Source organism: Brevundimonas sp. G8 (assembly GCF_902506205.1).
GTDB lineage: Bacteria > Pseudomonadota > Alphaproteobacteria > Caulobacterales > Caulobacteraceae > Brevundimonas.
Window position 1 is genome coordinate 1,773,430 of sequence record NZ_LR732816.1, and the last position, 26,973, is coordinate 1,800,402.

At 68.3% G+C, this 26,973-nt stretch carries 28 protein-coding genes; 17 read left to right on the forward strand and 11 right to left on the reverse strand.

Annotated features, from left to right (window positions below; all coding sequences use genetic code 11):
• Positions 1 to 17: 17 nt before the first annotated feature.
• Together CHRYSEO8AT_RS08645 and CHRYSEO8AT_RS08650 are read right to left on the reverse strand one after the other, a co-directional pair.
• Positions 18 to 785: an ABC transporter permease gene (locus tag CHRYSEO8AT_RS08645; RefSeq protein ID WP_159849127.1), complete on the reverse strand. Its 768-nt coding sequence runs from the start codon at positions 783 to 785 to the stop codon at positions 18 to 20.
• Positions 782 to 1,714 (reverse strand): ABC transporter ATP-binding protein, encoded by a 933-nt coding sequence (locus CHRYSEO8AT_RS08650; RefSeq protein ID WP_159849129.1) that lies wholly within the window; start codon positions 1,712 to 1,714, stop codon positions 782 to 784. Before CHRYSEO8AT_RS08650 ends, CHRYSEO8AT_RS08645 begins: the two co-directional genes overlap by 4 nt.
• A gap of 165 nt (positions 1,715 to 1,879) precedes the next feature.
• Here CHRYSEO8AT_RS08650 and CHRYSEO8AT_RS08655 point away from each other — a divergent pair, with 165 nt between their 5' ends.
• The 14 genes from CHRYSEO8AT_RS08655 to CHRYSEO8AT_RS08720 all read left to right on the forward strand — a co-directional run bounded on the left by CHRYSEO8AT_RS08655 (position 1,880) and on the right by CHRYSEO8AT_RS08720 (position 16,825).
• Positions 1,880 to 3,232, forward strand: coding sequence for a hypothetical protein (locus CHRYSEO8AT_RS08655; RefSeq protein WP_159849131.1), 1,353 nt, complete (start codon positions 1,880 to 1,882; stop codon positions 3,230 to 3,232).
• A gap of 44 nt (positions 3,233 to 3,276) precedes the next feature.
• Complete coding sequence (gene ccmI / locus CHRYSEO8AT_RS08660) at positions 3,277 to 4,095, forward strand: c-type cytochrome biogenesis protein CcmI (RefSeq protein ID WP_159849133.1); 819 nt, start codon at positions 3,277 to 3,279, stop codon at positions 4,093 to 4,095.
• Between the two features lie 70 nt (positions 4,096 to 4,165).
• Positions 4,166 to 4,672 (forward strand): cytochrome c maturation protein CcmE, encoded by a 507-nt coding sequence (gene ccmE / locus CHRYSEO8AT_RS08665; RefSeq protein ID WP_159849135.1) that lies wholly within the window; start codon positions 4,166 to 4,168, stop codon positions 4,670 to 4,672.
• The gene (locus tag CHRYSEO8AT_RS08670) at positions 4,669 to 6,657 is read left to right on the forward strand and encodes a heme lyase CcmF/NrfE family subunit (RefSeq protein WP_159849137.1); all 1,989 of its coding nucleotides are present in this window, start codon (positions 4,669 to 4,671) and stop codon (positions 6,655 to 6,657) included. Before ccmE ends, CHRYSEO8AT_RS08670 begins: the two co-directional genes overlap by 4 nt.
• Positions 6,654 to 7,160, forward strand: a complete 507-nt coding sequence (locus tag CHRYSEO8AT_RS08675) for a cytochrome c-type biogenesis protein (RefSeq protein ID WP_159849139.1) — start codon at positions 6,654 to 6,656, stop codon at positions 7,158 to 7,160. The genes CHRYSEO8AT_RS08670 and CHRYSEO8AT_RS08675 overlap by 4 nt, the downstream gene beginning before the upstream one ends.
• Before the next feature lie 107 nt (positions 7,161 to 7,267).
• A complete protein-coding gene (locus CHRYSEO8AT_RS08680) occupies positions 7,268 to 8,815 on the forward strand; it encodes a Do family serine endopeptidase (protein WP_159849141.1) in 1,548 nt (515 codons plus the stop codon).
• A gap of 85 nt (positions 8,816 to 8,900) precedes the next feature.
• Complete coding sequence (locus CHRYSEO8AT_RS08685; RefSeq protein WP_066623947.1) at positions 8,901 to 9,572, forward strand: response regulator transcription factor; 672 nt, start codon at positions 8,901 to 8,903, stop codon at positions 9,570 to 9,572.
• Between the two features lie 75 nt (positions 9,573 to 9,647).
• Positions 9,648 to 10,052: an endonuclease domain-containing protein gene (locus tag CHRYSEO8AT_RS08690; RefSeq protein WP_159849143.1), complete on the forward strand. Its 405-nt coding sequence runs from the start codon at positions 9,648 to 9,650 to the stop codon at positions 10,050 to 10,052.
• 3 nt (positions 10,053 to 10,055) lie between these two features.
• Entirely contained in the window at positions 10,056 to 11,474 is a 1,419-nt protein-coding gene (locus tag CHRYSEO8AT_RS08695) for an ATP-binding protein (RefSeq protein WP_159849145.1), read from the forward strand.
• Positions 11,475 to 11,615: 141 nt separating this feature from the next.
• Positions 11,616 to 14,546, forward strand: coding sequence for a bifunctional [glutamine synthetase] adenylyltransferase/[glutamine synthetase]-adenylyl-L-tyrosine phosphorylase (locus CHRYSEO8AT_RS08700; RefSeq protein WP_159849147.1), 2,931 nt, complete (start codon positions 11,616 to 11,618; stop codon positions 14,544 to 14,546).
• Positions 14,547 to 14,595: 49 nt separating this feature from the next.
• Positions 14,596 to 15,258: an EF-hand domain-containing protein gene (locus tag CHRYSEO8AT_RS08705; RefSeq protein ID WP_201304388.1), complete on the forward strand. Its 663-nt coding sequence runs from the start codon at positions 14,596 to 14,598 to the stop codon at positions 15,256 to 15,258.
• A gap of 66 nt (positions 15,259 to 15,324) precedes the next feature.
• Complete coding sequence (locus CHRYSEO8AT_RS08710; RefSeq protein WP_159849149.1) at positions 15,325 to 15,909, forward strand: RNA polymerase sigma factor; 585 nt, start codon at positions 15,325 to 15,327, stop codon at positions 15,907 to 15,909.
• The gene (locus tag CHRYSEO8AT_RS08715; RefSeq protein ID WP_159849151.1) at positions 15,906 to 16,313 is read left to right on the forward strand and encodes a hypothetical protein; all 408 of its coding nucleotides are present in this window, start codon (positions 15,906 to 15,908) and stop codon (positions 16,311 to 16,313) included. Before CHRYSEO8AT_RS08710 ends, CHRYSEO8AT_RS08715 begins: the two co-directional genes overlap by 4 nt.
• On the forward strand, positions 16,310 to 16,825 hold the full coding sequence (locus CHRYSEO8AT_RS08720) for a periplasmic heavy metal sensor (protein WP_159849153.1): 516 nt from the start codon (positions 16,310 to 16,312) through the stop codon (positions 16,823 to 16,825). The genes CHRYSEO8AT_RS08715 and CHRYSEO8AT_RS08720 overlap by 4 nt, the downstream gene beginning before the upstream one ends.
• A 12-nt stretch (positions 16,826 to 16,837) precedes the next feature.
• Here CHRYSEO8AT_RS08720 and CHRYSEO8AT_RS08725 read toward each other — a convergent pair whose 3' ends face one another.
• The 3 genes from CHRYSEO8AT_RS08725 to CHRYSEO8AT_RS08735 all read right to left on the reverse strand — a co-directional run bounded on the left by CHRYSEO8AT_RS08725 (position 16,838) and on the right by CHRYSEO8AT_RS08735 (position 18,924).
• Entirely contained in the window at positions 16,838 to 17,518 is a 681-nt protein-coding gene (locus CHRYSEO8AT_RS08725) for a bifunctional 4-hydroxy-2-oxoglutarate aldolase/2-dehydro-3-deoxy-phosphogluconate aldolase (RefSeq protein ID WP_159849155.1), read from the reverse strand.
• Positions 17,519 to 17,675: 157 nt separating this feature from the next.
• Positions 17,676 to 18,014 carry a hypothetical protein gene (locus CHRYSEO8AT_RS08730; RefSeq protein WP_159849157.1) on the reverse strand — a complete coding sequence of 113 codons (339 nt, stop codon included), beginning with the start codon at positions 18,012 to 18,014 and terminating at the stop codon, positions 17,676 to 17,678.
• A gap of 46 nt (positions 18,015 to 18,060) precedes the next feature.
• On the reverse strand, positions 18,061 to 18,924 hold the full coding sequence (locus tag CHRYSEO8AT_RS08735) for an alpha/beta hydrolase (protein ID WP_201304389.1): 864 nt from the start codon (positions 18,922 to 18,924) through the stop codon (positions 18,061 to 18,063).
• On the opposite strand from CHRYSEO8AT_RS08735, the gene CHRYSEO8AT_RS08740 reads away from it, so the two are divergent.
• Complete coding sequence (locus CHRYSEO8AT_RS08740; RefSeq protein WP_039244189.1) at positions 18,923 to 19,180, forward strand: Lrp/AsnC ligand binding domain-containing protein; 258 nt, start codon at positions 18,923 to 18,925, stop codon at positions 19,178 to 19,180. The two genes, CHRYSEO8AT_RS08735 and CHRYSEO8AT_RS08740, sit on opposite strands and share 2 nt — an antisense overlap.
• On the opposite strand, the gene CHRYSEO8AT_RS08745 is transcribed toward CHRYSEO8AT_RS08740, so the two are convergent.
• A complete protein-coding gene (locus tag CHRYSEO8AT_RS08745; RefSeq protein ID WP_159849162.1) occupies positions 19,177 to 19,680 on the reverse strand; it encodes a GNAT family acetyltransferase in 504 nt (167 codons plus the stop codon). The two genes, CHRYSEO8AT_RS08740 and CHRYSEO8AT_RS08745, sit on opposite strands and share 4 nt — an antisense overlap.
• 116 nt (positions 19,681 to 19,796) lie before the next feature.
• On the opposite strand from CHRYSEO8AT_RS08745, the gene hmgA reads away from it, so the two are divergent.
• Together hmgA and CHRYSEO8AT_RS08755 are read left to right on the forward strand one after the other, a co-directional pair.
• Positions 19,797 to 21,092 (forward strand): homogentisate 1,2-dioxygenase, encoded by a 1,296-nt coding sequence (hmgA, locus tag CHRYSEO8AT_RS08750; protein WP_201304390.1) that lies wholly within the window; start codon positions 19,797 to 19,799, stop codon positions 21,090 to 21,092.
• Entirely contained in the window at positions 21,089 to 21,451 is a 363-nt protein-coding gene (locus CHRYSEO8AT_RS08755) for a hypothetical protein (protein ID WP_159849164.1), read from the forward strand. Before hmgA ends, CHRYSEO8AT_RS08755 begins: the two co-directional genes overlap by 4 nt.
• A 62-nt stretch (positions 21,452 to 21,513) precedes the next feature.
• Here the strand turns inward: CHRYSEO8AT_RS08755 and CHRYSEO8AT_RS08760 are convergent, their stop codons facing one another.
• The 5 genes from CHRYSEO8AT_RS08760 to zwf all read right to left on the reverse strand — a co-directional run bounded on the left by CHRYSEO8AT_RS08760 (position 21,514) and on the right by zwf (position 26,962).
• Complete coding sequence (locus CHRYSEO8AT_RS08760) at positions 21,514 to 21,819, reverse strand: hypothetical protein (RefSeq protein ID WP_159849166.1); 306 nt, start codon at positions 21,817 to 21,819, stop codon at positions 21,514 to 21,516.
• An 81-nt stretch (positions 21,820 to 21,900) separates the two neighbouring features.
• A complete protein-coding gene (gene glk, locus CHRYSEO8AT_RS08765) occupies positions 21,901 to 22,872 on the reverse strand; it encodes a glucokinase (protein WP_159849168.1) in 972 nt (323 codons plus the stop codon).
• Positions 22,873 to 22,903: 31 nt separating this feature from the next.
• Complete coding sequence (gene edd / locus CHRYSEO8AT_RS08770) at positions 22,904 to 24,793, reverse strand: phosphogluconate dehydratase (protein WP_159849170.1); 1,890 nt, start codon at positions 24,791 to 24,793, stop codon at positions 22,904 to 22,906.
• Positions 24,793 to 25,509: a 6-phosphogluconolactonase gene (gene pgl, locus CHRYSEO8AT_RS08775; protein WP_159849172.1), complete on the reverse strand. Its 717-nt coding sequence runs from the start codon at positions 25,507 to 25,509 to the stop codon at positions 24,793 to 24,795. Before pgl ends, edd begins: the two co-directional genes overlap by 1 nt.
• Positions 25,502 to 26,962 carry a glucose-6-phosphate dehydrogenase gene (gene zwf / locus CHRYSEO8AT_RS08780; RefSeq protein WP_159849174.1) on the reverse strand — a complete coding sequence of 487 codons (1,461 nt, stop codon included), beginning with the start codon at positions 26,960 to 26,962 and terminating at the stop codon, positions 25,502 to 25,504. The genes pgl and zwf overlap by 8 nt, the downstream gene beginning before the upstream one ends.
• Positions 26,963 to 26,973 lie beyond the last annotated feature (11 nt).

Here is a 26,973-nt window from a genome sequence, read left to right on the forward strand (position 1 = left end):
GCCCGTTTCGTGACGGATCAGTTCTTGAGCCGATAGCCGGTCTTGAACATCCACATGACGATGGCAAGGCAGACGGCGAAGAAGCCCAGGGTGGCCGCCACGCTGATCCCGATCGCGACATCGCCCTGACCGTAGAAGGCCCAGCGGAAGCCCGAGATCAGATAGACCACCGGATTGAACAGGGTCACCGTGCGCCAGCCGTCGGGCAGCATGTCGATGGAATAGAAGGCGCCGCCCAGGAAGGTCAGGGGCGTGACGACCAGCATCGGGATCATCTGAAGCTGCTCGAACCCATTGGCCCAGACCCCGATGATGAAGCCGAACAGGCTGAAGGTCACCGAGATCAGGATCAAAAAGGCCATCATCCAGAACGGATGCAGGATCTGCAGCGGCACGAAGAACGCCGCCGTCGCCAGGATGATCAGCCCCAGCACCGCTGACTTGGTCGCCGCCGCCCCGACATAGGCCAGCACGATCTCAAGCGACGACACCGGCGCGGACAGGATCTCGTAGATGGTGCCCGTGAACTTGGGGAAATAGATGCCGAAAGAGGCGTTGAAGATCGACTGGGTGAACAGGCTGAGCATGATCAGGCCGGGCACGATGAAGGCGCCGTAGGGCACGCCGTCCACCTCCTGCATCCGGCTGCCGATGGCGCCGCCGAAGACGACGAAATACAGGGCCGTGGTGATGACGGGCGTGACCACGCTCTGCCACAGGGTGCGCAGGGCGCGCGCCATCTCGAAGCGATAGATGGCCCAGACACCGAATGCGTTGAAGGTCATGCCGCGGCTCCGTTCTGGTGGACCAGGCTGACGAAGATGTCTTCCAGCGAGCTCTGGCGGGTGTTCAGGTCCTTGAAGCCGATGTTCAGCGCCTCAAGTCGGCGGATCAGCGACGGCACGCCCGTATCGTCGGCGTTGGCGTCGAAACTATATTCCAACTCGCCCCCGTCGTTCTTCAGCATCAGATCCCAGTCGGACAGGTCGGCGGGCAGGGCGGCCAGCGGGTCGATCAGGTTCAGCGTCAGGGTCTTCTTGCCCAGCTTCTTCATCAGGGCCGACTTCTCCTCGACCAGGATCAGCTCGCCTTTCAGGATCACGCCCACCCGGTCGGCCATCTCCTCGGCCTCCTCGATATAGTGGGTGGTGAGGATGATGGTGACGCCGCGTTCACGCAGCTTCCTGACCATAGCCCACATGTCGCGACGCAGTTCGACATCGACCCCGGCGGTGGGTTCGTCCAGGAACAGGATGTCCGGCTCGTGGCTCAGGGCCTTGGCGATCATCACCCGCCGCTTCATGCCGCCCGACAGGGTCATGATCTTGGCGTCGCGCTTGTCCCACAGCGACAGGTCCTTGAGCACGCTTTCGATGAAGGCGGGGTTCGGCGACTTGCCGAACAGGCCCCGGCTGAAGGTGACGGTGGCCAGCACGGTCTCGAAGGCGTCGGTGGTCAGTTCCTGCGGCACCAAACCGATCTTGGTCCGGGCGGCGCGGAAGTCCTTCTGGATATCATGGCCGTCGGCGACCACCGTCCCCGTCGTCGGCGTGACGATGCCGCACACGATGGAGATCAGGGTGGTCTTGCCGGCGCCGTTCGGACCCAGCAGGGCGAAAATCTCGCCCTTCTCGATTGTCAGGTCGATGCGCTTCAGCGCCTGAAGACCCGACTTGTAGGTCTTGGTCAGGCCGTCGATCTCGATTACGGGCATGGGCGTTCCTTTCCGGCGGCGCGGCGGCGCCGGCCGGGGTGTGGCGGCAATATGGCGTGCCTGACGGCCGACTCAAGGGGCGCGCGCGACTCCGAGCGGCGCCAAGTCGTTGTTAACCGGATTGCCGCACGGTGCAGACTGTCCCTTCCGTTGGCGGGAGCTTTCGTGTCGTCCCTGTCCGCCGCCCACCGCGCCGCCTTGACGGCGGTCGTCGAGGCCTGCCCCGACGCGTCCCTGGCGACGCTGGGGGCGGCCGTGGCGGCCCTGAAAGGCGACAAGGCGACGGAACTGGCGATCATCGTCGCCGAAGAGGCACGCGACAGAGCGCGTCGCGGAACCGCTTTCGGTCCTCTTCTGCCTCTGTTTCATCCCCGAGCGGACGGGGCGCCGGCCCTGACTTTTCCGCCTCGGGTTCTGACGCGCGTCTGGCGTCATGCTGTCCAGGGTGAAGAGGCCTTCCTGCCTTTGCTGGACGGCGCCGTCACCATCGACGGCGAATGGACCCTGGCCGCCGACCGGCTGTGCGCCAAGGCGGCGGCCGTGCTGCGCGACCGCGCAAGCGATGTCTGGCCCGATTATCAGCGCCCGGCCGACGGCGAGCCGCCCGCGACCCCGTTCGAACTGGCGGGCTGTTTCGACCTGACGCCGCTGGCGCGCACCGCTCTGCCGCGTCTGCCGGTCTGGCTGGAACGGCCCGACGACAACCAACTGGCGGGCCTGCGCCTGCTGATCCAGGACTGTCTGCTCATGTCGCCCGACGGCGGGCGGCGGATGATCGACATCCTGTTCGCCCATGTGGCGGATGCCGAGCGGATGTTGCGGGTCGTGACGCGCACCAGCCGCCTGGCCGACCGCGAGGCGACCCTCAGTCATTCGGAAATGGGCGTATTCGTCGAACGGCTGCTGACCTCTGTCCAGACGCGGGTTCAGCGCATTGCCGCCGTGCGGTCCTCGCTGGGCGAGGCGACCATGCTGGGCGTCGTGGACGATGTAACCTGGTGCGCTGGGGTTCTGGCCGAGATGGACATGAGCCTGCAGATCCGGCCCGATTCCAGCTGGGGCAAGACCGCGCGGATGGCGCGGGTCCAGGTCTCGGGTCAGTTGTCGGGGCTGATGAAGTCCACCTCGGCCGCCGTCCACGCGGCCCTGCCGATGAAGCGGCGAACCATCACCGGACGCATGACCCGGATGTCGCCCTGGCTGGAGGCGCCCAGCGACGGCGAACCCATTGAGGCGGCGGCGGCTCTGCTGGCGGCGGTCGCGGCCCTGCGCGGGGCGGCCGTCACCTTCGGCTGTGAGGCCGACCGCTCGGCGCTGAAGAGCGAACTGACCGACTATCTATCCACCTGGGCCAACGAGGCGCTGGACAGCGCGGCGGATGGCGAGGTCGAGGATCCCGACCATGTCCTGCGCCTGGTCGGCGTAGCGGCGCGGTGCCTGACCCTGATCGAGGCGCTGGAGGCGGCGCGGGCCGTGCGACGGCGCGCGGCCTCGGCGGAAATGGCGCGCCTGGGCTGAAACGACACCTCGCCCGGCGTTCGCGTATGGGTTAGACGGCGAGGATGATCGCCTTCTGGATGATGACGGGACTGGCGGCGGCCCTGGCCGCCCTGCTGGTGCTGACCGGCGCACGGCGCGGCGCCGATCCGGCCGCCGGGGCCGAGACCCAGGCCGGCTCGCGCGAGATCGAGGAGCTGGATCGGCTGAAGGCGCGCGGCCTGCTGGACGACGCGGCCTATGCGGGCGCACGGGCCGAGGCGGGGCGGCGGCTTCTGGCCATGACGGCGACCGCGACCCCGGTGGCGGGCGGCAGGGATCGGTTCTGGGTGCTGGGCGGCATCGCCGTGACGGTCGCCGGCGCGCTGGGCCTCTATGTCTTCACCGGATCGCCCGGCCTGCCGGACCAGGCCTATGAGCGGCGGGTCGACGACTGGGCGGCGAACCTGGAGGGGCTGGAGCCGGCGCAACTCGCCGCCGTGACGGCGCGCATATCCAGGGAACGCCCCAATGACCGTCAGGCCCTGGCCATGCTTGGAGCGGCGCGTTATGCGGCCGGCGATCCTCTAGGCGCGGCGTCGGCCTTCCGTCGCCTGATCGCCCTCGACCCCAAGGACGCCCAGGCCTGGGCGCGGCTGGGCGAAAGCCTGGTGGTGGCCAATGACGACCAGATCGGCGGCGACGCCGAAGCCGCTTTCCGCGAGGCGCTGAAGCTGGACTCGGATCAGCTGGGCGCGCGCTTCTTCCTGGGCGAAGCGGCCCTGAGACGGGGCGACGGCGCGTCGGCGCGTGCGCTGTGGACGCCCCTGATCGCCGCGCTCGACCCGGCTGATCCGCGTCGTCTGGACCTGGAGCGGCGATTGCCGAAGGACGGCGCGCAATGACGCGTTGGTCGCGCGCCGCGACGGCGGTATATGCCGCCGGTCTGCCCTCCGAACCCGGAACGTCCGTCGCATGAGCTGGCTGCCCAAATCGCCGAAGGCGCGTCGTCGCCTCTGGGTCGTCGCCGCCGTGGCGCCGATCCTGGCGCTGGCGGTCGGCCTGTCGCTGTGGGCGATGCAGGACAGCGTGACCTTCTTCTATTCCCCGTCCGAGGCCACGGTCGACAAGGCGCCGGAGGGGCGCAACATCCGCCTGGGCGGCTTGGTCGAGGCCGGCAGCGTGCAGAAATCCGGCGACGGCGTTGTGGCCTTCGTCGTCACCGACAACGCCGCGACGACCCGCGTCGTCTATCACGGCGACCTGCCCGACCTGTTCCGCGAAGGGCAGGGGATCGTTGCGCAAGGGGCCTTCGGCGCCGACCGCACCTTCCACGCCAGCCAGGTCCTGGCCAAGCACGACGAGAACTATATGCCGCGCGAGGTCTCCGACCGGCTGAAGGAAAAAGGCGAGTGGCGGCCGGACGGCCCCGAAACGCGCTCAAGTAGGCCGCAGGCCGATAGCGCGCAGACCAGCTTATGATCGCTGAGCTTGGGGCCTTCGCCCTGGCGCTGGCTCTGGCGCTGTCGATCCTTCAGACGGGCCTGTCGGCGGCCGGGCGCGCGCGACGCAGTCCGGTTCTGGCCGGGGCGGCGCAAGGCGCGGCGCTGGCGGCGGCGGGCGCAGTGGCGCTCAGTTTCGCGGCGCTGATCTACGCCTTCGTGGTCTCCGACTTTTCGGTCTCCAACGTCGCGGCCAACAGCCATACCGACAAGCCGATGCTCTACAAGGTCGCCGGCGCCTGGGGCAGCCACGAGGGGTCGCTGCTGCTGTGGTGCCTGGTGCTGACCGTCTTCGGCGGGGCGCTGGCGCGCGCGCGCGGCCTGCCGTTCGGGCTGAAGGCCTCGGCCGTGGCGGTGCAGGGCGCGCTGGGGTCGCTGTTCCTTGCCTTCGCCGTCTTCACCTCCAGCCCCTTCACCCGTCTGGATCCCGCGCCGTTCCAGGGCGCGTCGCTGAACCCTCTGCTTCAGGATCCGGCTTTGGCGGTGCATCCGCCGCTGCTCTACGCCGGCTATGTCGGCTTTTCCGTCTGCTTCTCCCTGGCCGTTGCGGCCCTGATCGAGGGGCGAGCGCAGACGGCGTTCTGGCCCGCATGGGGGCGCTGGGTCCGGCCCTGGGCCCTGGCCAGTTGGGCCTTCCTGACCGTCGGCATCACCCTGGGGTCGTTCTGGGCTTATTATGAGCTGGGCTGGGGCGGCTGGTGGTTCTGGGACCCGGTCGAGAACGCCAGCTTCATGCCCTGGCTGGCGGGGGCGGCCCTGTTGCATAGCGCGGTCGTAACCGAACGGCGCGGCGCGCTGGCGGGCTGGACCGTCTTCCTGGCCCTGCTGGCCTTCACCTTCTCCATGCTGGGCGCCTTTCTGGTGCGGTCGGGCGTGCTGACATCGGTCCACGCCTTCGCCGTCGATCCGCAGCGCGGCATGATGCTGCTGGCCATTCTCGGGGTCACGGCCGGCGCCGCCTTCGCCCTGTTCGCCTGGCGCGCGCCCCAGTTGAAGGGCGGCGGTCTGTTCGCGCCGGTCAGCCGCGAGGGCGCACTGGTGCTGAACAATCTGTTCCTCACGGCGGCGGCCGCAACCGTGCTGCTGGGCACCCTGTATCCCCTCATCCTGGAGGCCGCGTCCGGCGCCACCATCTCGGTCGGCCCTCCTTATTTCGCCGCGACTTTCGTGCCCTTGATGGTTGTCGCCTTCATCATCCTGCCCGCCGGACCGCTGCTGGCGTGGAAGCGTGGCGACCTGCCCGGGGCGGTGCAGCGGCTGGCCGTAGCGGCAGGTCTGGCCATTGTTTCGGCCTTGGTCGCCTATGCCCTGTGGGAGCCGAAGAAGGCGCTGGCCGCCGCCGGGATCGGCCTGGGGGCCTGGCTGGTCCTGGGATCGCTGGCCGAGGTGGCCGAACGCGCGCGTCTGTTCCGGGCATCGGGCGCCGAGACGCTGCGTCGGCTGAAGGGCCTGCCGCTGGGCGCCTGGGGCATGACGCTGGCGCACCTGGGCCTGGGCGTCTTCATCCTGGGGGCGGTGGTCGAGACGGGCTTCAAGGCCGAGACGGCGCGCGCCCTGTCGCTGGGCCAGAGCGTCTCCGCCGGACCCTGGACCGTCACCCTGGACGACGTCCGCGTGGTCGAGGGCCCGAATTATCTGGCCGAACAGGGCCGGTTGACGGTGCGGCCGACCGATGATCGCGGCCGGGCCAGCACGGTCACGGCCGAGCGCCGCTTCTTCCCCGCCGGCGGTCAGACCACGACCGAGGTCGGGCTGGATTTCCGAGGGCTGGACGACGTCTATGTGGTGATCGGCGAGCGGGCGGGCAGTCCTGAACAGCCGGCCTGGGTCGTGCGCCTGTACTGGAACCCTTGGGCGCGACTGATCTTCCTGGGGCCGATGATCATGGCCCTGGGCGGCGTCCTGTCCCTGCTGGATCGTCGGTTGAGGCTCGGGGTCGGCGCGCGCCGTCGCAAGACCGCATGAGGCGGTATCTGATCCTGCTGGCCGCGCCGGTCCTGGCGCTGACGCTGACGGCGGCCGAGCCGCCCGCCGCGCCCGACAGGCCGCTGACCGATGCGACCCAGGAAGCCCGCGCACAGGCCCTGTTCAAGGATGTCCGCTGCGTCGTCTGTCAGCATGAGGCCATCGCCGATAGTCCGGCCGGAGTGGCGGGCGACATGCGCCGGCTGATCCGTGAGGAAATCGCCTCGGGCGCGTCGGACCAGGCGGTGCGCGACGACCTGGTGCGGCGCTTCGGCGACTATGTCCTGTTCACTCCGCCGGTGCGGGCCGGGACCTGGCTGTTGTGGTTCGGGCCCTTCGCCCTTGTTCTGCTGGCGGTCGCCGTCCTGATGCTGCGCGCCCGCCGCCGTCCGGTCGAGGCCGCGCCCCTGACGGCCGAAGAAGAAGATCGGCTGGACGAAGTTCTGCGAAATGAGAAGCTTCGCCGCGATCCTGACGCAACCTCGCCTCACGACGGGCGCTAGTCGAGATCAACGATCGGCGGTCGGGATTGGCGCAACGCCGGTTCGGCCTATATCAATCGCGAAACCGGCGCCCGCATGGCGCAGGACAGAGGATCGCAAGGACCACGATGCTGAAGCGCAAGGAGTTCATTCTCGGGGCCGCGGCCGGCCTGACCCTGGCGGCGGCGGCGACTGCCGGCGGCGTCATCAACTGGCCTGGCGCCCATGCGGAGCCGCAGGCGGTCAACCGGATCACCCCGGTCCCGGCCAACGGCGACAGCTTCACGCCCCCGCCGGGCGCGCCCAGCAGTTTCGCGACCATCTTCGATCAGGTCTCGCCCGCCGTCGTGCAGATCGACGTGACGGTCAAGGTGGATCAGCCCCAAGGCGGCGGCGCGTTCACCATCCCCGGCCTGCCGTTCCAGTTCGTGCCGCCGCAAGGTCGCGGCGGTCAGGGCGGTGACGAGCCGCAGACGACCCAGGGCGCCGGCTCGGGCTTCTTCATCTCGCAGGACGGCTTCATCGTCACCAACAACCACGTCGTCGCCGACGCGACCGAGATCAAGGTCAAGATGTCGGACGGCCGCGAACTGCCGGCCCGCCTGATCGGCCGTGATCCCGCGACGGACCTCGCCGTGATCAAGGTCGAGGGCGCCGACTTCAAATACGTCAGCTTCGAAGAGACGGCCGAACCACGCGTGGGTGACTGGGTCATCGCCATCGGCAACCCCTTCGGCCTGGGCGGCACCGCCACGGCCGGCATCGTCTCGGCCAAAGCGCGCGACATCGGCGGAGCCGAAAGCCCCTATACGGACTTCCTTCAGATCGACGCCGCCATCAACCGGGGCAACTCGGGTGGCCCGACCTTCGACATTCACGGCCGCGTCATCGGCGTGAACTCGGCCATCTATTCGCCCACCGGTGGATCCGTCGGGATCGGCTTCGCTATTCCTGCCGAGGTCGCCAAGCGCATTACCTCGCAGCTGATGCGGGGAGAAACCATCGAGCGAGGCTATCTTGGCGTCCAAATTCAAACCGTTACGCCGGACCTAGTCGGCGCATTGGGTCTGACCGAAGGTCAGAAGGGCGCGTATGTCGGTGAGGTGACGGCTGGCGGCCCGGCCGCGCGTGCGGGCATCCAGATCGGCGACATCGTAACTGCGGTGGACGGTCAGGCCGTAACCAACAACACCGAACTGACTCGCCGGGTCGGCGCGGCTAAGGTTGGAGACAGTCTGCGTCTCGACATACTGCGCGATGGTCGCCGCCAGACGATAAACGTTCGCGCGGCCCGTCGTCCCGCGGAAGCCGAGCTTCAAGGCGGCCCGCAGGGTGGCGACGAGACACCCTCGACGCCGGACGCGCCGTCGGGTGCCGTGGTCGAAGGCATGCGGGTCGCCCCCATGTCCGATGCCCTTCGTCAGCGCTACTCCGTGCCGGCCGATGTCAATGGCGTGGTCGTGACGGACGTGGCGCGTGGATCGAAGGCGGGCGGTCTTGGGATGCCTGCGGGCGTGGTCATCCTTCGCGCGAACAACCGGGCCGTGGCGACGCCAGCAGAACTGGAAGCGGCGGTGGCTGCGGCCAAGGCCGCCAATCGTCCGGGTATTCTGCTGCTGTTGCGCGCGCCGGACGGCAACCGGTCGATCGTGCTGCCGCTGTCCACCGGCGAATGATCGGCATTCTGACCAAGCCTTAACTCACTCTATCGCCGCCGATGCGCTACCATCGGCGGCGATTTTGATTCCGGGAGGGGTTTCGATGCGGATTTTGGTGGTCGAGGATGACGCCGAGGCGGCGACCGCCATGGTGCGGGGCCTGTCCGAAGCCGGACATGAGGTGACCCACGCCGTGGACGGCGCCTTTGGGCTGCTGGAGTCGCAAAAGGGCGGCTACGACGTCTATGTCGTGGACCGGATGATGCCGCGCCTGGACGGCGTGGGCATGGTCGAGACGGTGCGCAAGGGCGGCGATCAGACGCCGGTCCTGTTCCTGTCGGCTCTCGGCGAGGTCGAGGACCGGGTCACGGGCCTGAAGGCCGGCGCCGACGACTATCTGGTCAAGCCCTACGCCTTCGCCGAGCTGATCGCCCGGGTCGAGGCCCTGGCCCGCCGTCGCGAGACCGGCGGCGTCCAGACCGTGCTTAAGGTAGGCGACCTGGAGATGAACCTGATCGCCCGCACCGTCCATCGCGGCGCGGCCGAGATCGATCTTCAACCGCGCGAGTTCCAGCTGCTGGAGTTCCTGATGCGCCACGCCGGCCAGTCGGTGACCCGCACCATGCTGCTGGAGAAGGTCTGGGAATATCATTTCGACCCCCAGACCAACGTCATCGACGTCCACATCAGCCGCCTGCGCTCCAAGATCGACAAGGGCTTCGACCGCGCGATGCTGCAGACCGTGCGCGGGGCGGGGTATCGGTTGGAGGCGTAATTTCTCGCAAATAGTTCTCCCTCCCCCTCGGGGGAGGGTGGCCGCGCAGCGGCCGGGTGGGGAGGGCAAGGCGACATGGCGATCATCGCTAGAGCCCGCGCGATGCGAAAGGCGCTCACTCCGTCGGAAGCTCGTCTGTGGGTCGCTCTGCGCGAACTCAGACATGAGGGTTTGCATTTTCGCCGGCACGCGCCTTTGCGCGGCTATTATCTCGACTTCTTTTGTTGGGCCCGAGGAGTGATCGTGGAAGTGGACGGCGGGTCTCATCTCGACGAAGACCGCGCCCGGCAGGATCGCGTGCGCGACGTCGTCTTCGCCAGAGAGGGGTTGATCACCTTGCGCTATGACAATCTCATGGTCCGGGATGAGTTGGCTCAGGTCGTTGAAGACGTGCGTGGGCGTTGCCTTGCCCGCCCCACCCGGTCACCGCTGCGCGGCGACCACCCTCCCCCGCAGGGGGAGGGAGAAGATTTCTCCTGATCTATGCGCCTTCCCTCCCTCCTTCGCCGCACGCCCTTCCGGCTGACGCTGCTGTTCCTGGCGTTGTTCGTGACGGCGGCGGGGGCGATTCTGGCCTATGTCTATTTTGCCTCGGCCTCCGAGGCTCAAGGCCGGGCCAAGGCGGACGTTGAGATCGAGCTGGGGGCGCTGACGGCGATCCATCGCACGCGCGGCATTGACGCCCTGAACCAGGCGCTGGTCGAGCGGTCGATCCGGGGCGGGCCGTATCTGTATCTGCTGACCGACGCGGCGGGAAAGACGATCACCGGCAACATCACGGAATCTCCGATCGACATCGATCTCAGCCTGCCGGCCGGCGCCAGCGACTGGGAGACCTTCCGCCTGACCGACACGGATGCGCAGGGCAAGGTCCAGCGTCGGCGCTCCATCGGGGTGATCACCACCTTGTCGGGGGGCGAGCATCTGTTCGTCGGTCAGGACATCGGGGACATCGAGGAATACCTCGCGCGGCTGACCCAGGCCCTGTGGGGCGCCATGGCGCTGGTGATGCTGCTGGGGCTGGCCGGCGGTCTTTACATCAGCCGGCGGGTGGAACAGTCCATGGCCGGTCTGAACCGGGTCGTGCAGGCGGTGCAGGAGGGCGACCTCAAGGTCCGCGCCCCCGTCCGCAACACCGGCGACGAACTGGACGAACTGGGCCAGGGGCTGAACACCATGCTGGACCGGCTGGAGGCGTCGATGTCCTCCATCCGCCACGCGGGCGACGCCATCGCACATGACCTGCGCTCGCCCCTGACGCGGATGCGGGCCAAGCTGGAGGTGGCGCTGATCGACGCCGAGGCGGGCAAGATCGACGGGGTGGAAGCCTTGGGCATCGCCCTGGACGAGGCGGACCACCTGCTGAAGACCTTCAACACGGTCCTGGCCATCGCGCGTCTGCAGGCGGGCGGCGCGCCGGATCCCAGGCTGATGGACGCCGCCGACCTGGCCGCCGACATGGCCGAGCTTTACGAACCGGCGGCCGAGGACAAGGAGATCGACTTCTCGTCCGAGGTCGAGCGCGGCCTGATGATCGAGGGCAACCAGCCCTTCCTGGCCCAGGCCCTGGCCAATCTGATCGACAACGCCATCAAATACACCCCGGCCGGCGGGGCGGTGAAGCTGCGCGCGCGAAGGCGCTCGTCGGGCGAGATCGAATATTCGGTGACGGACACTGGACCGGGCGTCCCCGAGGAGGACCGCGAGCGGGTCGTTCAGCGGTTCGTGCGCCTGGACAACAGCCGTACCGAGCCCGGCTCGGGCCTGGGTCTGTCGCTGGTGACGGCGGTGGCCGAGGCCCACGGCGGCCGGGTGGTGCTGGATGAGGGGCCGGGGGCTTACGGCGATTTCGGGCCGGGGCTGCGGGTGGCGTTGGTGCTGCCTGCTGCGATCCAGAACTAAAGATTTCCGCTCATCCCCGCGAAAGCGGGGACCCAGTTCTTTGGGCGGTCAGGCTTGTGGCGTGTGTCAGGATCGTGGTCCAACGCTTTGCCGAGCGAAAGCACTGGGTCCCCGCTTTCGCGGGGATGAGCGGATGAATTAATGGCCGAAACTGCAACCCCCGCACCGATCCCGTTGGGCCAGAGGATCAAGCCCGCTGGTCCAGTGGCGAGCGCGGTCGCGGCAGACCGCCTGCTGGAAAGCCTGATCGAGGCGGCTGACACCGACGGCTGGCGTGATACCCTTGACGCCGCTTGGCCCGCTCTGGCCCCGGTCGCCGGCGCTTCCCCCTATCTCGCCGGACTGATGCGTCGCCGCCCCGCCCATCTGCGCCGCCTGCTGGAACAGGATCCCGCCGCCAGCCTCGCCGGGATCATCCGTGACACCGATGCGCTGGACGCCGAGCCCGACGAGGTCCGCGCCCCGCTGCGGGTGCTGAAGGCGGACCTGCATCTGCTGACCGCCCTGGCCGATCTTGGCGGCGTTTGGGATCTGGATCAGGTCACCGACGCCCTGTCGAAATTCGCCGACGCCGCCTGCCGCGCGGCCCTGCGCGCCGTCGCCGCCGAACAGAGGGCGCGCGGTCGGCTGGTCTCGCCGCCCGGCGATCCGCGCGGGCCGATCCCCGGTCTGTTCGGCCTGGCCATGGGCAAGCACGGCGCCAACGAGCTGAACTATTCCTCCGACATCGACATCTCGCTCTTCTTCGAGCCACGCCTGATGGTCCTGGCCCTGCGAGAGGGTGAGGAAATGCAGGATTTCGCCAATCGGGTCGGCAAGGGTATCGCCACCCTGCTGACCGAGCGGACGGCCGACGGCTACGTCTTCCGCGTCGACCTGCGGCTGCGGCCTGATCCGTCCTCGACCCCGCCGGTGGTCGCGGGGCCGATGGCCCTGGCCTACTATGAGAGCGTCGGCCAGAACTGGGAGCGGGCGGCCTTCATCAAGGCGCGGCCGGTGCTGGGCGACATGCGCGCGGCGGGCCGGTTCCTGAAGGCCATGATCCCCTTCATCTGGCGGCGCAGTCTGGACTACGCCGCCGTGCTCGACATCCAGTCGATCAAGAAACAGATCCACGTCCACAAGACGGGCGAAGGGCTGCACGCCGCCGGGGCCAATCTGAAGCTGGGGCGCGGCGGCATCCGCGAGATCGAATTCTACGCCCAGACCCAGCAGCTGATCCTGGGCGGGCGCGATCCGGGCTTGCGCAAACAGCGCACGCTGGAGGCGCTGAAGGCGCTGGCCGACGCCGACCACATTCCTCAGGCGGTCGCCGAGGAACTGTCGGCCGCCTATGTCGAACTGCGCGGGCTGGAGCACCGGGTGCAGATGCTCGACGACGAGCAGACCCACCGCCTGCCCGAGGACCGTGAACGCCGCGCCGCCGTCGCCGCGCTTGCCGGTTCCGGCGATCTGGCGGCCTTCGACGCCCATGTCGAGGCCCTGCTGGTGCGGGTCAACACCCGCTATGGCGAGCTGTTCGAGGGCGGTGAAAATCTGGATTCCAGCTATGGCAGCCTGGTCTTCACGGGCGTCGAGAACGATCCCGAGACGCTGGAGACCCTGCGCCGCATGGGCTTCTCCGAGGCCCCGTCCGTCGCTGACACCATCCGGTCCTGGCACCACGGCCGCATCCCCGCGACGCGGACATCGCGCGGCCGCGAACTGTTCACCCGGCTGGCGCCGCGCCTGCTGGAGGCCCTGGCCCGGTCCGGCGCGCCGGACGACGCCTTTCGCCGTTTCGCCACCTTCTTCTCGGGTCTGGCGGCGGGGGTCCAGGTCCAGGCCCTGTTCCTGAACCAGCCCAAACTGTTCGAGATGGTGCTGGGCGTCATGGCCTTCGCGCCGCGCCTGGCCCGGACCCTGGGGCGGCAACCGGCCGCTTTGGACGGGGTGCTGGACGCGCGCTTTCTGGCCGATCTGTCCGCCGAGACCGGCCTGACCGAACAGATCCTGCGCGAAGCCGGCGAGACCGAGGATTTCGAAGGGGCCATGAACGCCGTGCGCCGCCTGCACCGTGAACAGATGTTCCGCATCGGCATCCACGCCCTGACCGGCCGTGCAGGGCCTGAGGCGGCGGGCCGCGCCTATGCCGCCCTGGCCGACGCGGCCATGCGCACCCTGTCGCCGGCGGCTTTGGCCGAGACCGAACGGCTGGGCGGCGCCTTGCCCGGCGCGGTGGCGGTGGTGGCCCTGGGCAAGGCCGGGTCGCGCGAGATGACGGCCGGGTCCGACCTGGACCTGATGACCCTGTACGAGGCCCCGTCGGAGGCTGCGTCCGCGATCAAGGGCTGGACCGCCGATGTCTTCTACGCCCGCTTCACTCAGCGGCTGATCGCGGCCCTGTCGGCGCACACGGCGGAAGGCGGCCTGTACGAGGTCGATATGCGGCTGCGGCCCACCGGCTCCAAGGGGCCGGTGTCGGTGCGGCTGAAGGCCTTCGACGACTATTACGCCCGCGAGGCCGAGACCTGGGAGTTCATGGTCCTGACCCGCGCCCGCGTCGTGTGGGCCAGCGATGCGAAGTTCGGCGCTCAGGTGTCCGCCGCCATCGAGGCCGCCCTGCGCCGCCCGCGTCCCGGCGTCGACATCGCCGCCGATGTCAGGAAGATGCGGGGTCTGATGGATCGCGAACGTCGCCCGCACGGCTTCTGGGACCTGAAACTGTCGCCCGGCGGCCAGGTGGACGCCGAGTTCGCAGCCCAGTTCCGTCAGCTGCAGGCCGCCGCCATCGGCGAACCCCTGACCCTGTCGACGCTGGAGGCCCTGCACGACGACCCGGTCCTGGCCGAGGCCTGGCGGGTGCAGCAGCGGCTGGCGCACCTGCTGGCCGCCGCCTTCGAGGGGCGTGTGGATCCCGAGGCCGAGCCTTCGGTCTTCCAACTGCGTCTGGCCGAGGCGGCGGGGGCTCAGGATTTCGAGAGCCTGAAGACCGAACTGACAGATTTGCGGGCGCGGGCGCGCAAGGCCTTCGAGCGGGCGGTTCCTGCAGGCCGCGACGGAGATTCGGAGACGCCGCGTTCAATCTCCTGACAGGGCAATGTCAAAGGGTCGCGCCACGCGGTCCATGGAGATGATCGAGATGAGAAAGACCTTTCTGACCGGCCTGAGCGTTATCGCGCTGGCCGCCGTCGCCGGGGCCGCGACCGCACAGGTTCCGCCGGCTGGCGCACCCGTTCCGCATCAGGCGCGCGGCGAACCGAACCGTCAGATCACGCGCGCCGAGTTCGTCGATACGCGCGTCGCCCGCCTCACCGCGCTGGACGCGAACCGCGACGGCACGGTCAGTGTCGAGGAGCGTCAGGCCGGCATGCAGGCCCGCCAGGCCGAACGGGCTGACGCCCGCTTCACCAAGCTGGACGCCAATGGCGACGGCTCCATCAGCCGCGCAGAGTTCGACGCCGGCCATGCCGCGCGCCCCGATCGCGGCCCGCGCGCCGAACGCGCCGGCAATCGTGAAGGCCATCGCGGCGGCCCGCGTCACGCCATGCGCGGTTCCGGTCGTCCGGGCGCCGAAGGGCGTGGCCCCGGGCGCGAACGTGGTCCGGTGGTGATCTCCGACGTCGCCGCCAAGCTGGGCGAGCGCTTCGACAAGATGGACGCCAACCGCGACGGCGTGATCTCGGCCGACGAGCGCCGCACGGCCATGACCGCCCATCGCGCGGAGCGTCAGGCCCAACGTGCGGAACGCCGTGCAGCCCGTCCGGCGCAACAACCGGCTTCCCCCGCCCCGGCTTCGGAGTAAGAACGGTGTCGGGGTCGGCCGTCATGCGCGAACCGGTCCCTTTCGTCAGCAGCGGAAGAGGCAGGTTTGGTCGCGATCGTCGACCCCGACGAGGATCTGGTGCGCCGGGTGGGTCAGGGCGACCCGGCGGCGGCGCAGACGCTCGTCGCGCGCAAGCTGCCGCGCATCCTTACCCTGGCCCAGCGGATGCTGGGCGACGCGGCCGAGGCCGAGGACGTGGCCCAGGAGGCCATGCTCAAGGCTTGGCGTCAGGCGCCGAAATGGGCTCCCGGCAAGGCCCGGTTCGACACCTGGCTGCACCGGGTGGCGCTGAACCTCTGCTACGACCGGCTGAGGCGACGGCGCGAAATCCCGACCGACACGCCGCCGGATCGCCCCGACGAGGGACCGGCGCCGGATCGGGGGCTGCTGGCGGCGGAAACAGGCGTGCGAGTGGATGCGGCGCTGAAACGGCTGCCGGACCGTCAGCGCGAGGCCATTGTCCTGTGCCATTATCAGGAGCTGTCCAATATCGAGGCGGCCGCCCTGATGGAGATCAGCGTCGAGGCGCTGGAGAGTTTGTTGTCGCGCGGTCGTCGCGCATTGCGTCAGGCCCTTTCGGACATGGCTCCGGCCGGGTCTCTGAGGGCGGGTAGAGGAGACGGACGATGAAGGCGGAACGGTTGCACGAACTGGCGGGCGCCTACGGCGCCGACCTGCGTCGGTGGCCCGCGTCCGAGCGCGCCTTCGCCGAGAGCCTGCTCGCGGCCGATCCGTCGTTGAAGGCGGTGCTGGACGAGGCGGCGACGCTGGACGCCCTGCTGAACGCCGTGCCGGCTCCGGTTCCGTCCGCCGCCCTGACCGCGCGCATTCTGGCCGCTGCGCCCAAACGCAAGGCCAGAGGCCGGCTGGGCAAGGCTGTCTGGTATCTGGGGGCGGGATGGGCCGCCGCCGCCTGTGCGGGCGTGGTCGCCGGCGTTGGCCTGACCACCCATCTGACCGCCGACGCGCGGGCGGATGCGGTGCTCTATCAATCCTCGCTGACGGGCGTGGACGACACCGAGGTTCTGGGATGACGGCGAAGACCTTGAAGATCGCCCTGGCCGTCTCGGTGGCCTTGAACCTGTTCGCCGTCGCGGGCGGCGTCACCTACGTGGTCAATCGCGACCGGATCGAGCGCAAGATCGAGGACCAGCGACGGCCTGGCCGCGAAGGACCGCTGGCCGAAGTCCTGACCGATCTCGACCCCGCCGTTCGCCAGCGCGTGCGCGCCGCCCTGCGAGAATCGGCGCTGGCGGCGCGACCTGACTTTGAGGCGGCACGCGCCGCGCGACGCGAGGCCATCGACGTCGCCGGTCAACCGACGCTGGACGCGGCCCGTGTTCAGACGCTGCTCGAACAATCCAGGGTCGCCGAGATGCGGGGGCGCACGCGGCTGGAGAACGGCGCCGTCGCCGTGCTGGGCACGCTTACACCCGATGAGCGCAAGGCCCTGACGCCGATCCTGCAACGCAAGGGCGACGCCCGACGCGCGATCGTGCACGGCGAACGAAACGATCGTCAGCGGGACCAAAGTCCTTCCCGCTGACGGCCTGGCAGATCAGCCTTTCTTGGAAGCCCGGAACGCCGCCACGGCGTCCACGGTCGCGCGGACCTTGGTCTCGATGGCGGCCCAGTCGCCCGACTTGACGGCCTCGTCGGTCACAAGTTTGGAGCCCATGCCCGCCGCGACGATGCCGGCGCCGAACCATTTGGCGATCGAGGCCTCGTCGGGATCGACGCCGCCCGTCGGCATGATCTTGACCCAGGGCATTGGCCCCTTGACCGCCTTGACGAAGTCCGGGCCGCCGACCGACGAGCCGGGGAACAGTTTGACGATGTCGCAGCCCAGTTCGTGCGCCTCGCCGATGTCGGTCACCGAGCCGCAGCCAGGGAAATAGGCGACCATGCGACGGTTGCAGACCTTGGCCACGTCGGGGATCAGGCAGGGGCTGACCACGAAGCGCGCGCCCCGGTTCAGATAAAGCGACGCGGTGCCGGCATCGACCACCGAGCCGATGCCCAGAACCACGTCCGGGTCGGTCCTGATCAGTTCGCGATTGATCTCGCCGAACAGGTCGCAGGCGAAGTCACCGCGATTGGTGAACTCGACCACCGGCGCCCCACCGCGTGCGCAGGCGCGAATGACGTTCAGGCTGACCTCGGCGTCGGGGTGATAGAAGACCGGGCACACGCCCTGGGTCTCCAGCGCCTGAAGCACGCTGACGCGATCATGGGCCATGGTCTGTCTCCGCCTGTCCCGGCGTGGGCCGGGATCTTGTGTTGCAACGACCGGTCGTCCCGGCCCTGATCCCCTGCTTATCCCAGCCGACGCGAAATGCGAAAGCGCCGCGCGGCGGCTTTCGCGGGGCCGGGCGGAACTTATTGTTTCACCGGTGTCAGGCGGCGCCTGATCGATTCCCATCCGGGCTGCATCCCTTGGCCAGCAGGGCGGCCTCGATCACCGACAGCCGAGCCTGGGCTGCACGTTCGGCGTCGGGCCTGGCCGTCGAATAGAGGACGGGCCGTTGCGAGAACCTGGGCCGCCCGCCTTGCGCGATTAGGTCGATCTGCTGCGTCGTGTCCTCCGCGACCAGACCCTGGTCGTGAAGCTGGCTGCAGGTCATCGCGTCCGCGTCGGTGGGGCTCAAGGTCGTCAACATAGGATATTTCATCCCCACGCACCCCGCCAGGACGAGGGCGCAAACGGGGATCAGGATCGGCGCGTGTCTGGACATGGCGATATTGTGGAGGGCGTGAACGCCTTCGTCCACGGGTTCGCCGTCAGCCTGCGGTGCGCGCGTGCCCCAGGGCGGCCAGCCGTTCGACCATAGGACTGTCCGCATCGAACAACGGGTCCAACACCGTGAAATGGTTCAGGCCCGGCAGGGCCTCGAACCGTGTCTTGGAGCCTTGGGCGCTCCATTGCGCGGCCATGGCCTCGCTTTGGCGTCGGAAGGCATCGCTTTCGGCGCCGCCGACGATGCAGTCCAAGACGGCGCCGGCGGGTGCGGGCCAGTGGATCGGCGACAGCGCGCGCGCTTCGGCCGGGTTCATGTCCAGAGCCACGTTCAGCGAGGTCGGGATCAGCGGCTCCAGGTCGAACACGCCCGAGATGGAGACGGCGGCCGAGGCGCGACCGTCCGCCAGCAGGCAGGCCGCCATATGTCCACCCGCCGAGTGGCCGCTGACGACGGGGCGGGCGCCGGTGCGGTCGTGGATCAGATCGACGGCGGCGCGCATCTGATCGACGATCCGGCCCAGCCGCACGGTCGGCGCCAGGTCATAGGTCGGGATGGCGACGCTGACGCCATGGGCCAGCAGGGGCAGGGCGACGAAGCTGAACCAACTGGCGTCCAGCGCCTGCCAATATCCGCCGTGGATGAAGACCACGACGGGTGCGCCTTTCCCTGCATCGAACCAGTCGATCCGCTCGCGCACGCCGGGGCCGTAATGCAGGACTTGCGGCGGGCAGGCCGCGCGAGCGGCCTCCGATCCCGCCTTCCAGCGCGCCATGACGGTCGGGTGGTCGGGGACCAGGGCGCGGTTGTTGTATTGCGCCTCCAGCACGGCGTCTGTGTCTTGCGGCTTACCCGGCACGTCGTCATCCGCTAGGAACGCCCTCGAACCAGAGGACTGATCCGCCATGATGACCGCCATCTTCGTCTTCATCAAATGCGAGCTGGGCTACGCCAACGATGTGGCGGCCGACATAGTGGACAATGTCGAGAACGTCTCGGAGGTCTATTCGACCTCGGGCCAGCACGATCTGCTGGCCAAGTTCAATCTGCCGCGCGACGCCGACATCGGCACCTTCGTGACGAAACAGGTGCAGACGCGGCCGCATGTGCGCGACACCTTCACCGTCATCACCTTCTCGCCCTTCTTGCCTTCGAAAGGCTAAGTTGCAGTCTTTCGTTTGACCTTGTCCTTGCGGTCCTCGGCCTCGTCGTCGTCGCCGACCTTTTCCTCGACCGTGGCCGACAGGCGCTGGAAGACGCCCAGCCCGACCAGCACCAGCACCGAGGCGACCAGCAGGGCGGTGGGATAGATCAGCAGGGCCACGTCCTCGCGCGCCGTCTTGAACACCACCACCAGCGCCTCAAGAAACAGGGCGATGACGATGGTGGACAGGAACTTGGTCAGGCTGCGCCGGGCCTCGGCCGCGCTGCGCTTCTCGTTGCCGCGCTGCACCTCGTCCTCGAAGATGTATTTGGCCACGTCGAATACGGCGATGGCGACGATGACATAGCCCAGCACGTCCAGCACGGCGTCGGCGCCCGACCGATCCGGCGAGCCGATCCCATGCAGCGCGTCTTTCACGCCGAACCCGATCAGAGCCATAGCCGCCAGCAACAGCATCAGGCTGGCGAAGGCGAAGACCGCCCGGGTCAGATAGGTCATTCGAAAATCCCTCCGCGAGGCCACAGCAACGCGCCATCTGCCAAGCTGTTGCCTCGCTGCAAAAGGGTGACGCTGACCCAAGGGAGGGCTAAACCGGCGTCATAGGGAGACACGACATGACGCGATCCAACGCGCCCGCCTACATGACCGGCTTCGGCAATCATTTCGCGACCGAGGCTGCGCCGGGCGCCCTGCCCGTGGGCCGCAACTCGCCGCAGAAGACGCCGATGGGCCTGTATGCCGAACAGCTGTCGGGCACGGCTTTCACCGCCCCCCGCGCCGAGAACCGCAGAAGCTGGCTGTATCGCCTGCGGCCCTCGGCCCAGCACGGACCCTATACGCCGTTCGGCCAGGGGCTGGTGCGCTCAGGCCCCTTCGACGAGACGCCGCCCAATCCCAATCGGATGCGGTGGGATCCGTTGCCGACGCCCGAGGCGCCGACCGACTGGGTCGAGGGGCTGACGACCTATGGCGGAAACGGCGAGCCGGACGCCGGCGCAGGGGCGGGCATCCACCTGTATGTCGCCAATCGTTCGATGACCGACCGGGTCTTCTACGACGCCGACGGCGAGCTGCTGATCGTGCCGCAGGAGGGGGCGCACCGCTTCGTCACCGAGATGGGCGTGATCGAGGCCGAGCCGGGCCATGTCGTGCTGATCCCGCGCGGCGTTCGCTTCCGCGTCGAGGTGGATAGTCCCGTGCGCGGCTATATCTGCGAGAACTACGGCAGTCCGTTCCGCCTGCCGGATCTTGGCCCCATCGGCTCGAACGGCCTGGCCAATCCGCGCGACTTCGAGACCCCGGTCGCAGCCTATGAGGATGTGGATCGTCCGACCGAGTGCGTCCAGAAATATGGCGGCCGACTGTGGGCCACCACCTTCGACCACAGCCCGCTGGACGTGGTCGCCTGGCACGGCAACCTGGCGCCCTGCCGCTATGACACGGCGCGGTTCAACACGATCAACACCGTCAGCTTCGACCACCCGGACCCGTCGATCTTCACCGTCCTGACCAGCCCGTCCGAAACGCCGGGCACCGCCAACATCGACTTCGTCATCTTCCCGCCGCGCTGGATGGTGGCCGAGCAGACTTTCCGCCCGCCGTGGTTCCACAGGAACGTCATGAGCGAGTTCATGGGCCTGGTGACCGGCGCCTATGACGCCAAGGCCGGCGGCTTCGCACCGGGCGGCGCGTCCCTGCACAACCGCATGAGCGGGCACGGCCCCGACCAGGCCAGCTATGAAGGGGCGATCAAGGCGGAGCTGAAACCGCACAAGATCACCGACACCCTGGCCTTCATGTTCGAAACCCGCGCGCCGATCCGCGTCACGAAATGGGCGTCCGAATCACCGCAGATGCAGCTCGACTACGACGACTGCTGGTCAGGCTTCACCAAAGGACAGATCTCATGATCCGTATTTCCCTCATCGCCGCCGCCGCTCTGCTGGCCGCCGCCTGTTCGTCCCAGCCGACGGGCGCCAGTTCCGACGCCCCGATGCAAAGCGCGGACGCCGCGTCCTGCGCCACGCGGGGCGGCACGATGCAACAGGTGGGGCGAATGCAGTCCTGGCAGTGCGTTGTCCGCTATGCCGACGCAGGTAAGCGCTGCACCGACGGCGACCAGTGCCAGGCTGACTGCCTGATCGAGGGCAACAGCGGCGTCGCGCCGGGGGCGGCTGTGGCGGGCGTCTGTCAGGCCACCAGCAACCGCTTCGGCTGCAACACTCCAGTCGAGGACGGCAAGGCCGGCGCGACCCTCTGCATCGACTGATCCTTCAGGCACGAAAAAGCCCCCGTCGCGAACGACGGGGGCTGATCCATCCGTAAACGGATTTAGTGGGTCGACGGCGTGTTCGAGGTGGTCATGCCGCCGTCGGCGTTACCGCCCTGTTGCTCGACCATGTCGGCCTTGCGGTCGGCGTTCTTCTCGACCTGATCGGCCTGGGCGTTCAGAGCGCCGGCTTCGGCGGCGGTCGGAGCGGTCGCGGCTTGCGATTCCAGCTGATCGGCGCGGGCTTCACCCGTCGCTTCGATGGCGTCGGCTTGTTTTTCAGCGGCCTTGTCGGCGGCGCTTTCACCGCAGGCGGCGACGCCGGCCAGCATGAACAGCGAGGCGGCGGCGATGGCGAACTTCTTCATTTTCGTTTCCTCTCCTTGGTGGAAATCAGGAAACGTCACGGCGGCGAAACGGTTCACGCCGCCGTGATATTTTCGTGATCTTCAGTCTTCGGATTGGGCGAAGGCGACGCGTGCGGCCCCCAGCAGGGCGGCGTGTTTGTGCATGATCACCTTGGTCGGAATCTCGGACATATAGTCCTTGAACCGGCCCTTGCGCTCGAACCGCTGGCGGAAGGGGCTGGCCTTGATGAAGGGCAGTATGCGCGGAACGATGCCCCCGGCGATATAGACGCCGCCGCGCGCGCCGGTGGTCAGGGCGATGTCGCCGGCCACGGCGCCCAGGATGGCGCAGAAGCGGGCCAGGGTTGCGCCGCACGGGCTGTTGGGGTCCGCCATCGCTGTCTCGGTGATCTGGGCCGGATCGTCGATATGGGTCTCGCGACCGTCGATCTCGGCCAGCGCCCGATGCATGTTCAACAGGCCGGGACCGCAGATCAGCCGCTCGATGGAGACGCGGTCATAGCGACGACGCAGGATACGCAGGATCTCGTCCTCGATCGGATCGCCGGGCGGGAAACAGGCGTGTCCGCCCTCGGACGGCATGGCCATCTCCTTGCCCGCCGCGTCGCGCACCAAGGCGGCGACGCCGAAGCCCGTGCCGGGGCCTAACACGGCTACGGTGGAGTGGGGATCGCCGTCTACTGGCCCGCCCAGGCTTTCCAGCTGGTCTTCCGGCACGATGGGCGCGCCCCAGGCCAAGGCCTCGAAATCGTTGATCAGCTTGACCGGTTTCAGACCCAGGGTCTGAAGCTCGCTCTCCGACACCGCCCAGGGCGAGTTGGTCAGGTCGATGGCGCCGTCGGTGACCGGGCCGGCCACGGCGATGACGCCACCCGTCGGCTTGACGTCGCAGCCGTCGACGTAGGCGGCGACGCCTTCCAGGAAGGTCGGATAGGTCTCGGCCGGAAAGCTCTCATGGTGGTCCAGCACGGGCTTTCCATCAACCATGCGGGCCACGGCGAAGCGGGCGTTGGTGCCGCCGACATCACCGACGAGGAGGGTCTTGTCATTCATTTCAGGCGTTTCCTGCGCTCGGTTCGGTGGATCAGGCGTCCACGGTCCGGTCGACGAAGTTGGGATTGGGCGGCGTGTCGTCATGGCCACGAGAGCCGGTCGGCACGGCGAAACAGACGGTCGCCCCCTGTTCGGCCGTGGTGACCACATGGCGGAAGGCGCCAAACAGTTCGCGGCCATAGCCCCAGGACGAACCCTCGGCGTTGTCGGCGGACCGGGCGGCGAGGGGGCGGGCGGTCAGGTCGGCGATCCCGACCGTGGTCAGGACCCCGGCCTCGGCGTCCAGACGGATGATGTCGCCGTCCCGGACATGGGCCAGCGGGCCGCCGGCCAAAGCCTCGGGGCTGACGTGGATGGCGGCGGGCGTCTTGCCGCTGGCGCCCGACATGCGGCCGTCGGTGACGAAAGCGACCTTGAACCCCTTGTCCTGAATGACCGACAGGGCCGGCGACAGGCTGTGCAGTTCGGGCATGCCGTTGGCCTTCGGTCCCTGGAAGCGCAGGACCACGACCACGTCGCGGAACAGTTTCCCGTCCCGGAAGGCCTGGAGCGCGTCTTCTTGGGTCTCGAACACGGCGGCGGGAGCTTCGACGATGCGGTTCTCGGGCTTGACCGCCGAGATCTTGATGACCGCGCGGCCCAGGTCGCCCTTCACCAAGCGCAGGCCGCCCTCCTTGTCGAACGGGTTGGAGGCGGGGCGCAGGATGTCCAGGTCCAGGCTTTCCGCGACGCCGTCGCGCCAGACCAGCTCGCCGTCCACCATCGACGGTTCCTGGAAATAGGCCTCGATGCCCTGACCCATGATGGTCGTGACGTCACTGTGGATATTGCCAGCCTTGGCCAGTTCGCGGGCGATGAAGGCGACGCCGCCGGCGGCCTGGAAGGCGTTCACGTCGGCCGAGCCGTTGGGATAGACCCGCGCCAGCAGCGGCGTGACCGACGACAGCTCGTCCATGTCGGTCCAGTCGACCAGCACGCCCGCCGCCCGCGCCATGGCGACCAGGTGGATTGCGTGGTTGGTCGAACCGCCGGTGGCCAAGAGGGCCACGATCATGTTGACGATGGACTTCTCGCTGATGACGTCGGCCATGCGGCATTCGCCGCTGCGGGCCAGTTCGACCGCCCGCTTGGCCGCCGCCGCCGTCAGGGCGTCGCGCAGGCCAGTGTCGGGATGGACGAAGGCGGTGGACGGCATGTGCAACCCGCCCAGTTCCATCATCATCTGGTTGGAGTTGGCCGTGCCGTAGAAGGTGCAGGTGCCGGGCGAGTGGTAGCTGCCGATCTCGCTTTCCAGCAGGGTGTGGCGATCCACCTTGTTCTGCGCATATTCGGCCCGGACCCGGGCCTTTTCCGCATTCGGAATGCCCGACGGCATCGGACCGGCGGGGGCGAAGACGACCGGCAGATGGCCGAACGCCAGGGCGCCCATGAACAGGCCGGGCACGATCTTGTCGCAAACGCCCAGCATCAGGGCCGAATCGAAGGCGTCGTGCGTCAGGGCGACGCCCGTGGACATGGCGATCACGTCGCGGCTGAACAGCGACAGCTCCATACCCGGACGACCCTGGGTGACGCCATCGCACATGGCGGGGGTGCCACCGGCGACCTGGGCCGTGGCGCCGACCTCGCGCACGGCCTTGCGCACCACATCGGGGAAGCGTTCGAACGGCTGGTGGGCCGACAGCATGTCGTTATAGGCGGTGACGATGCCCAGGTTGGGCTTGGACCCATCCATCGCCGTCAGCTTGTCGGCGATAGTCTGGCCGGCGAATGCATGGGCCCAGTTGGCGCAGCTCAGTTTGGCGCGGCCGGTGCCGCTGTCGCGGGCGGCGTCCATGCGACGGATGTAGTCGGCGCGGGTCTCGCGGCTTTTCTCGACGATGCGGGCGGTGACCGCGGCGACCGTGGGGTGAAGCGTCATCAGCTTTCCTCCGTCCACAGAACTTCAAGGGAAACGCCGGCGGCGATCAGGGCGGCGATGGGCTGGATCTTGGGATCGCCCTGGGCCTGTTCTTCGAACACGCGGCGTTTCGCGGCGCCCTTCAGACCCAGGATCACGCGCCCGGCGGAAATCAGGTAGGGGAGGTTGATCGACAACCGCTCGATGGTCGGCGCCATGCCGTCGCGACCGTGGGGCACGCCCAGGACGGTGGGTTTCAGCGTCGGTGTCAGCAGGGTCTTCAGCGTCGGGCTTTCCGGGAACATCGAGCAGATATGGCCATCCTCCCCCATGCCGAGAAGGACCGCGTCGAAACGCCCGCCCGCATCGGCCAGGGCCTTGGCCGCCACGATGCCCGCACGGTCCACCGTGACCTCGGGCGTATAGAGGGGGATGAAGCGCGCCGCAGCCGCCTTGTCCTGCAAAAGCACGTCGCGGATCAGGCGGGCGTTCGATTCCGGCGAGGTCTCGGGCACATAGCGCTCGTCCACCAGGGTTACGGCGATCTTCGACCAGTCCAGATCGGTCGCCGCGAGACGGCGATAGACCGGCGCGGGCGTCGAACCGCCCGGACCGGCGAACAGGGCGCGGCCATTGTCACGCACGGCGGCGCCCAGAGTCTCGGCCAGACGCGCGGCGATGGCTTCGGCCCAGGTCTCGACGGTGGGGAAGGTTTCGATGGGGCGGGCTTCAGACATCGGTCGTGTTCCAGTCGCGGCCAGTGCGCATCATCAGCATGTCGGCGCTGTCGGGGCCCCAGGTGCCGGCGACGTATTCGTCGGGCTTCAGACCGGATTCGGCCCAGGCCTCGGAGACCTCGTCCACCCATTTCCAGGCCTGCTCGGCCTCGTCGCGACGCACGAACAGGGTGGAGTCTCCCGCCATCGCATCCAGCAGCAGCCGCTCATAGGCGACCCGGCGACGCGGCGGCGCGTCGCCCTTGCCGTCCACACCCCACGACAGGCTCATCTTGATCGGCTGGAGCTGCATGCGGCGATCCAGGCCGGGGCGCTTGTTCATCACCGTCAGCGAGATGTCTTCCTCGGGCTGTAGCTCGATGATCATGCGGTTGGCCTGAACCTCTCCGCGGTCGTCGCGGTCGAAGATCGAGTGGGGCACCGGCTTGAACTGGATGACGATCTCGGTCCGCTTCTCGGGCAGGCGTTTTCCGGTCCGCATGAAGAAGGGCACGCCTGCCCAGCGCCAGTTGTCGATGTCGGCGCGCACGGCGACGAAGGTCTCGGTGTCGGAATCGGCTCCGCGTTCCTCGTCATAGCCCTTGGCCGGCTTGCCCTCGCTGACGCCCGCCACATACTGGCCGCGCACGGTGACGCGCTCGACCTCGTCCACCGTGACGGGACGCAGGGACCGCAGCACCTTGACCTTCTCGTTGCGCACCGAGTCCGGGTCCAGATCGCTGGGCGGCTCCATCGCGACCAGACACAACAGCTGCAGCATGTGGTTCTGCAGCATGTCGCGCAGGGCGCCGTATTCGTCATAGTAGGGCCAGCGGTCGCCGACCCCCACCGTCTCGCCGATCGTGATCTGGACGTGATCGATCGACAGGTTGTTCCACAGCGGCTCGAAGATCGTATTGCCGAACCGCAGGGCGATCAGGTTCTGGACCGTCTCCTTGCCCAGATAGTGATCGATGCGGAACACCTGGTCTTCGCTGAAGGCGTGGGCCACGGCGTCGTCGATCTCCAGGAAGGACTTCAGGTCGCGCCCGACCGGCTTCTCCAGCACGATGCGGCAGTTCTTGTCCGCCAGACCCGCCGCCTTCATCGCCGTGACGATGCGGGCGTAGAGCGAGGGGGACACGGCCAGGAACGATGTGACCTCGCCGTCGCCGACCTTGTCCTTCAGGGGCTTGAGGCTGTCGGGCGAGGTGGCGTCCACGGCCAGATAGTCCAGACGAGCCTTCATCCTGGACCAACTGGTTTCGTCCCAGGCCTGGTCGGCCTCGGCGCGCGCCTTCACGGCCTCATGCACCTTGGCGATATAGTCGTCGGCGCTCTCTTCCGAGCGGGCGGCGCCGATGATCTTCAGCCCTTCAGGCAGCAGGCCGTCGTGTTCGAGGAAATACAGCGACGGCAAAAGCATGCGCATCGCCAGATCGCCGCCGCCGCCGAACAGAATGAGAGCCGCCATGTCTTGTCCCT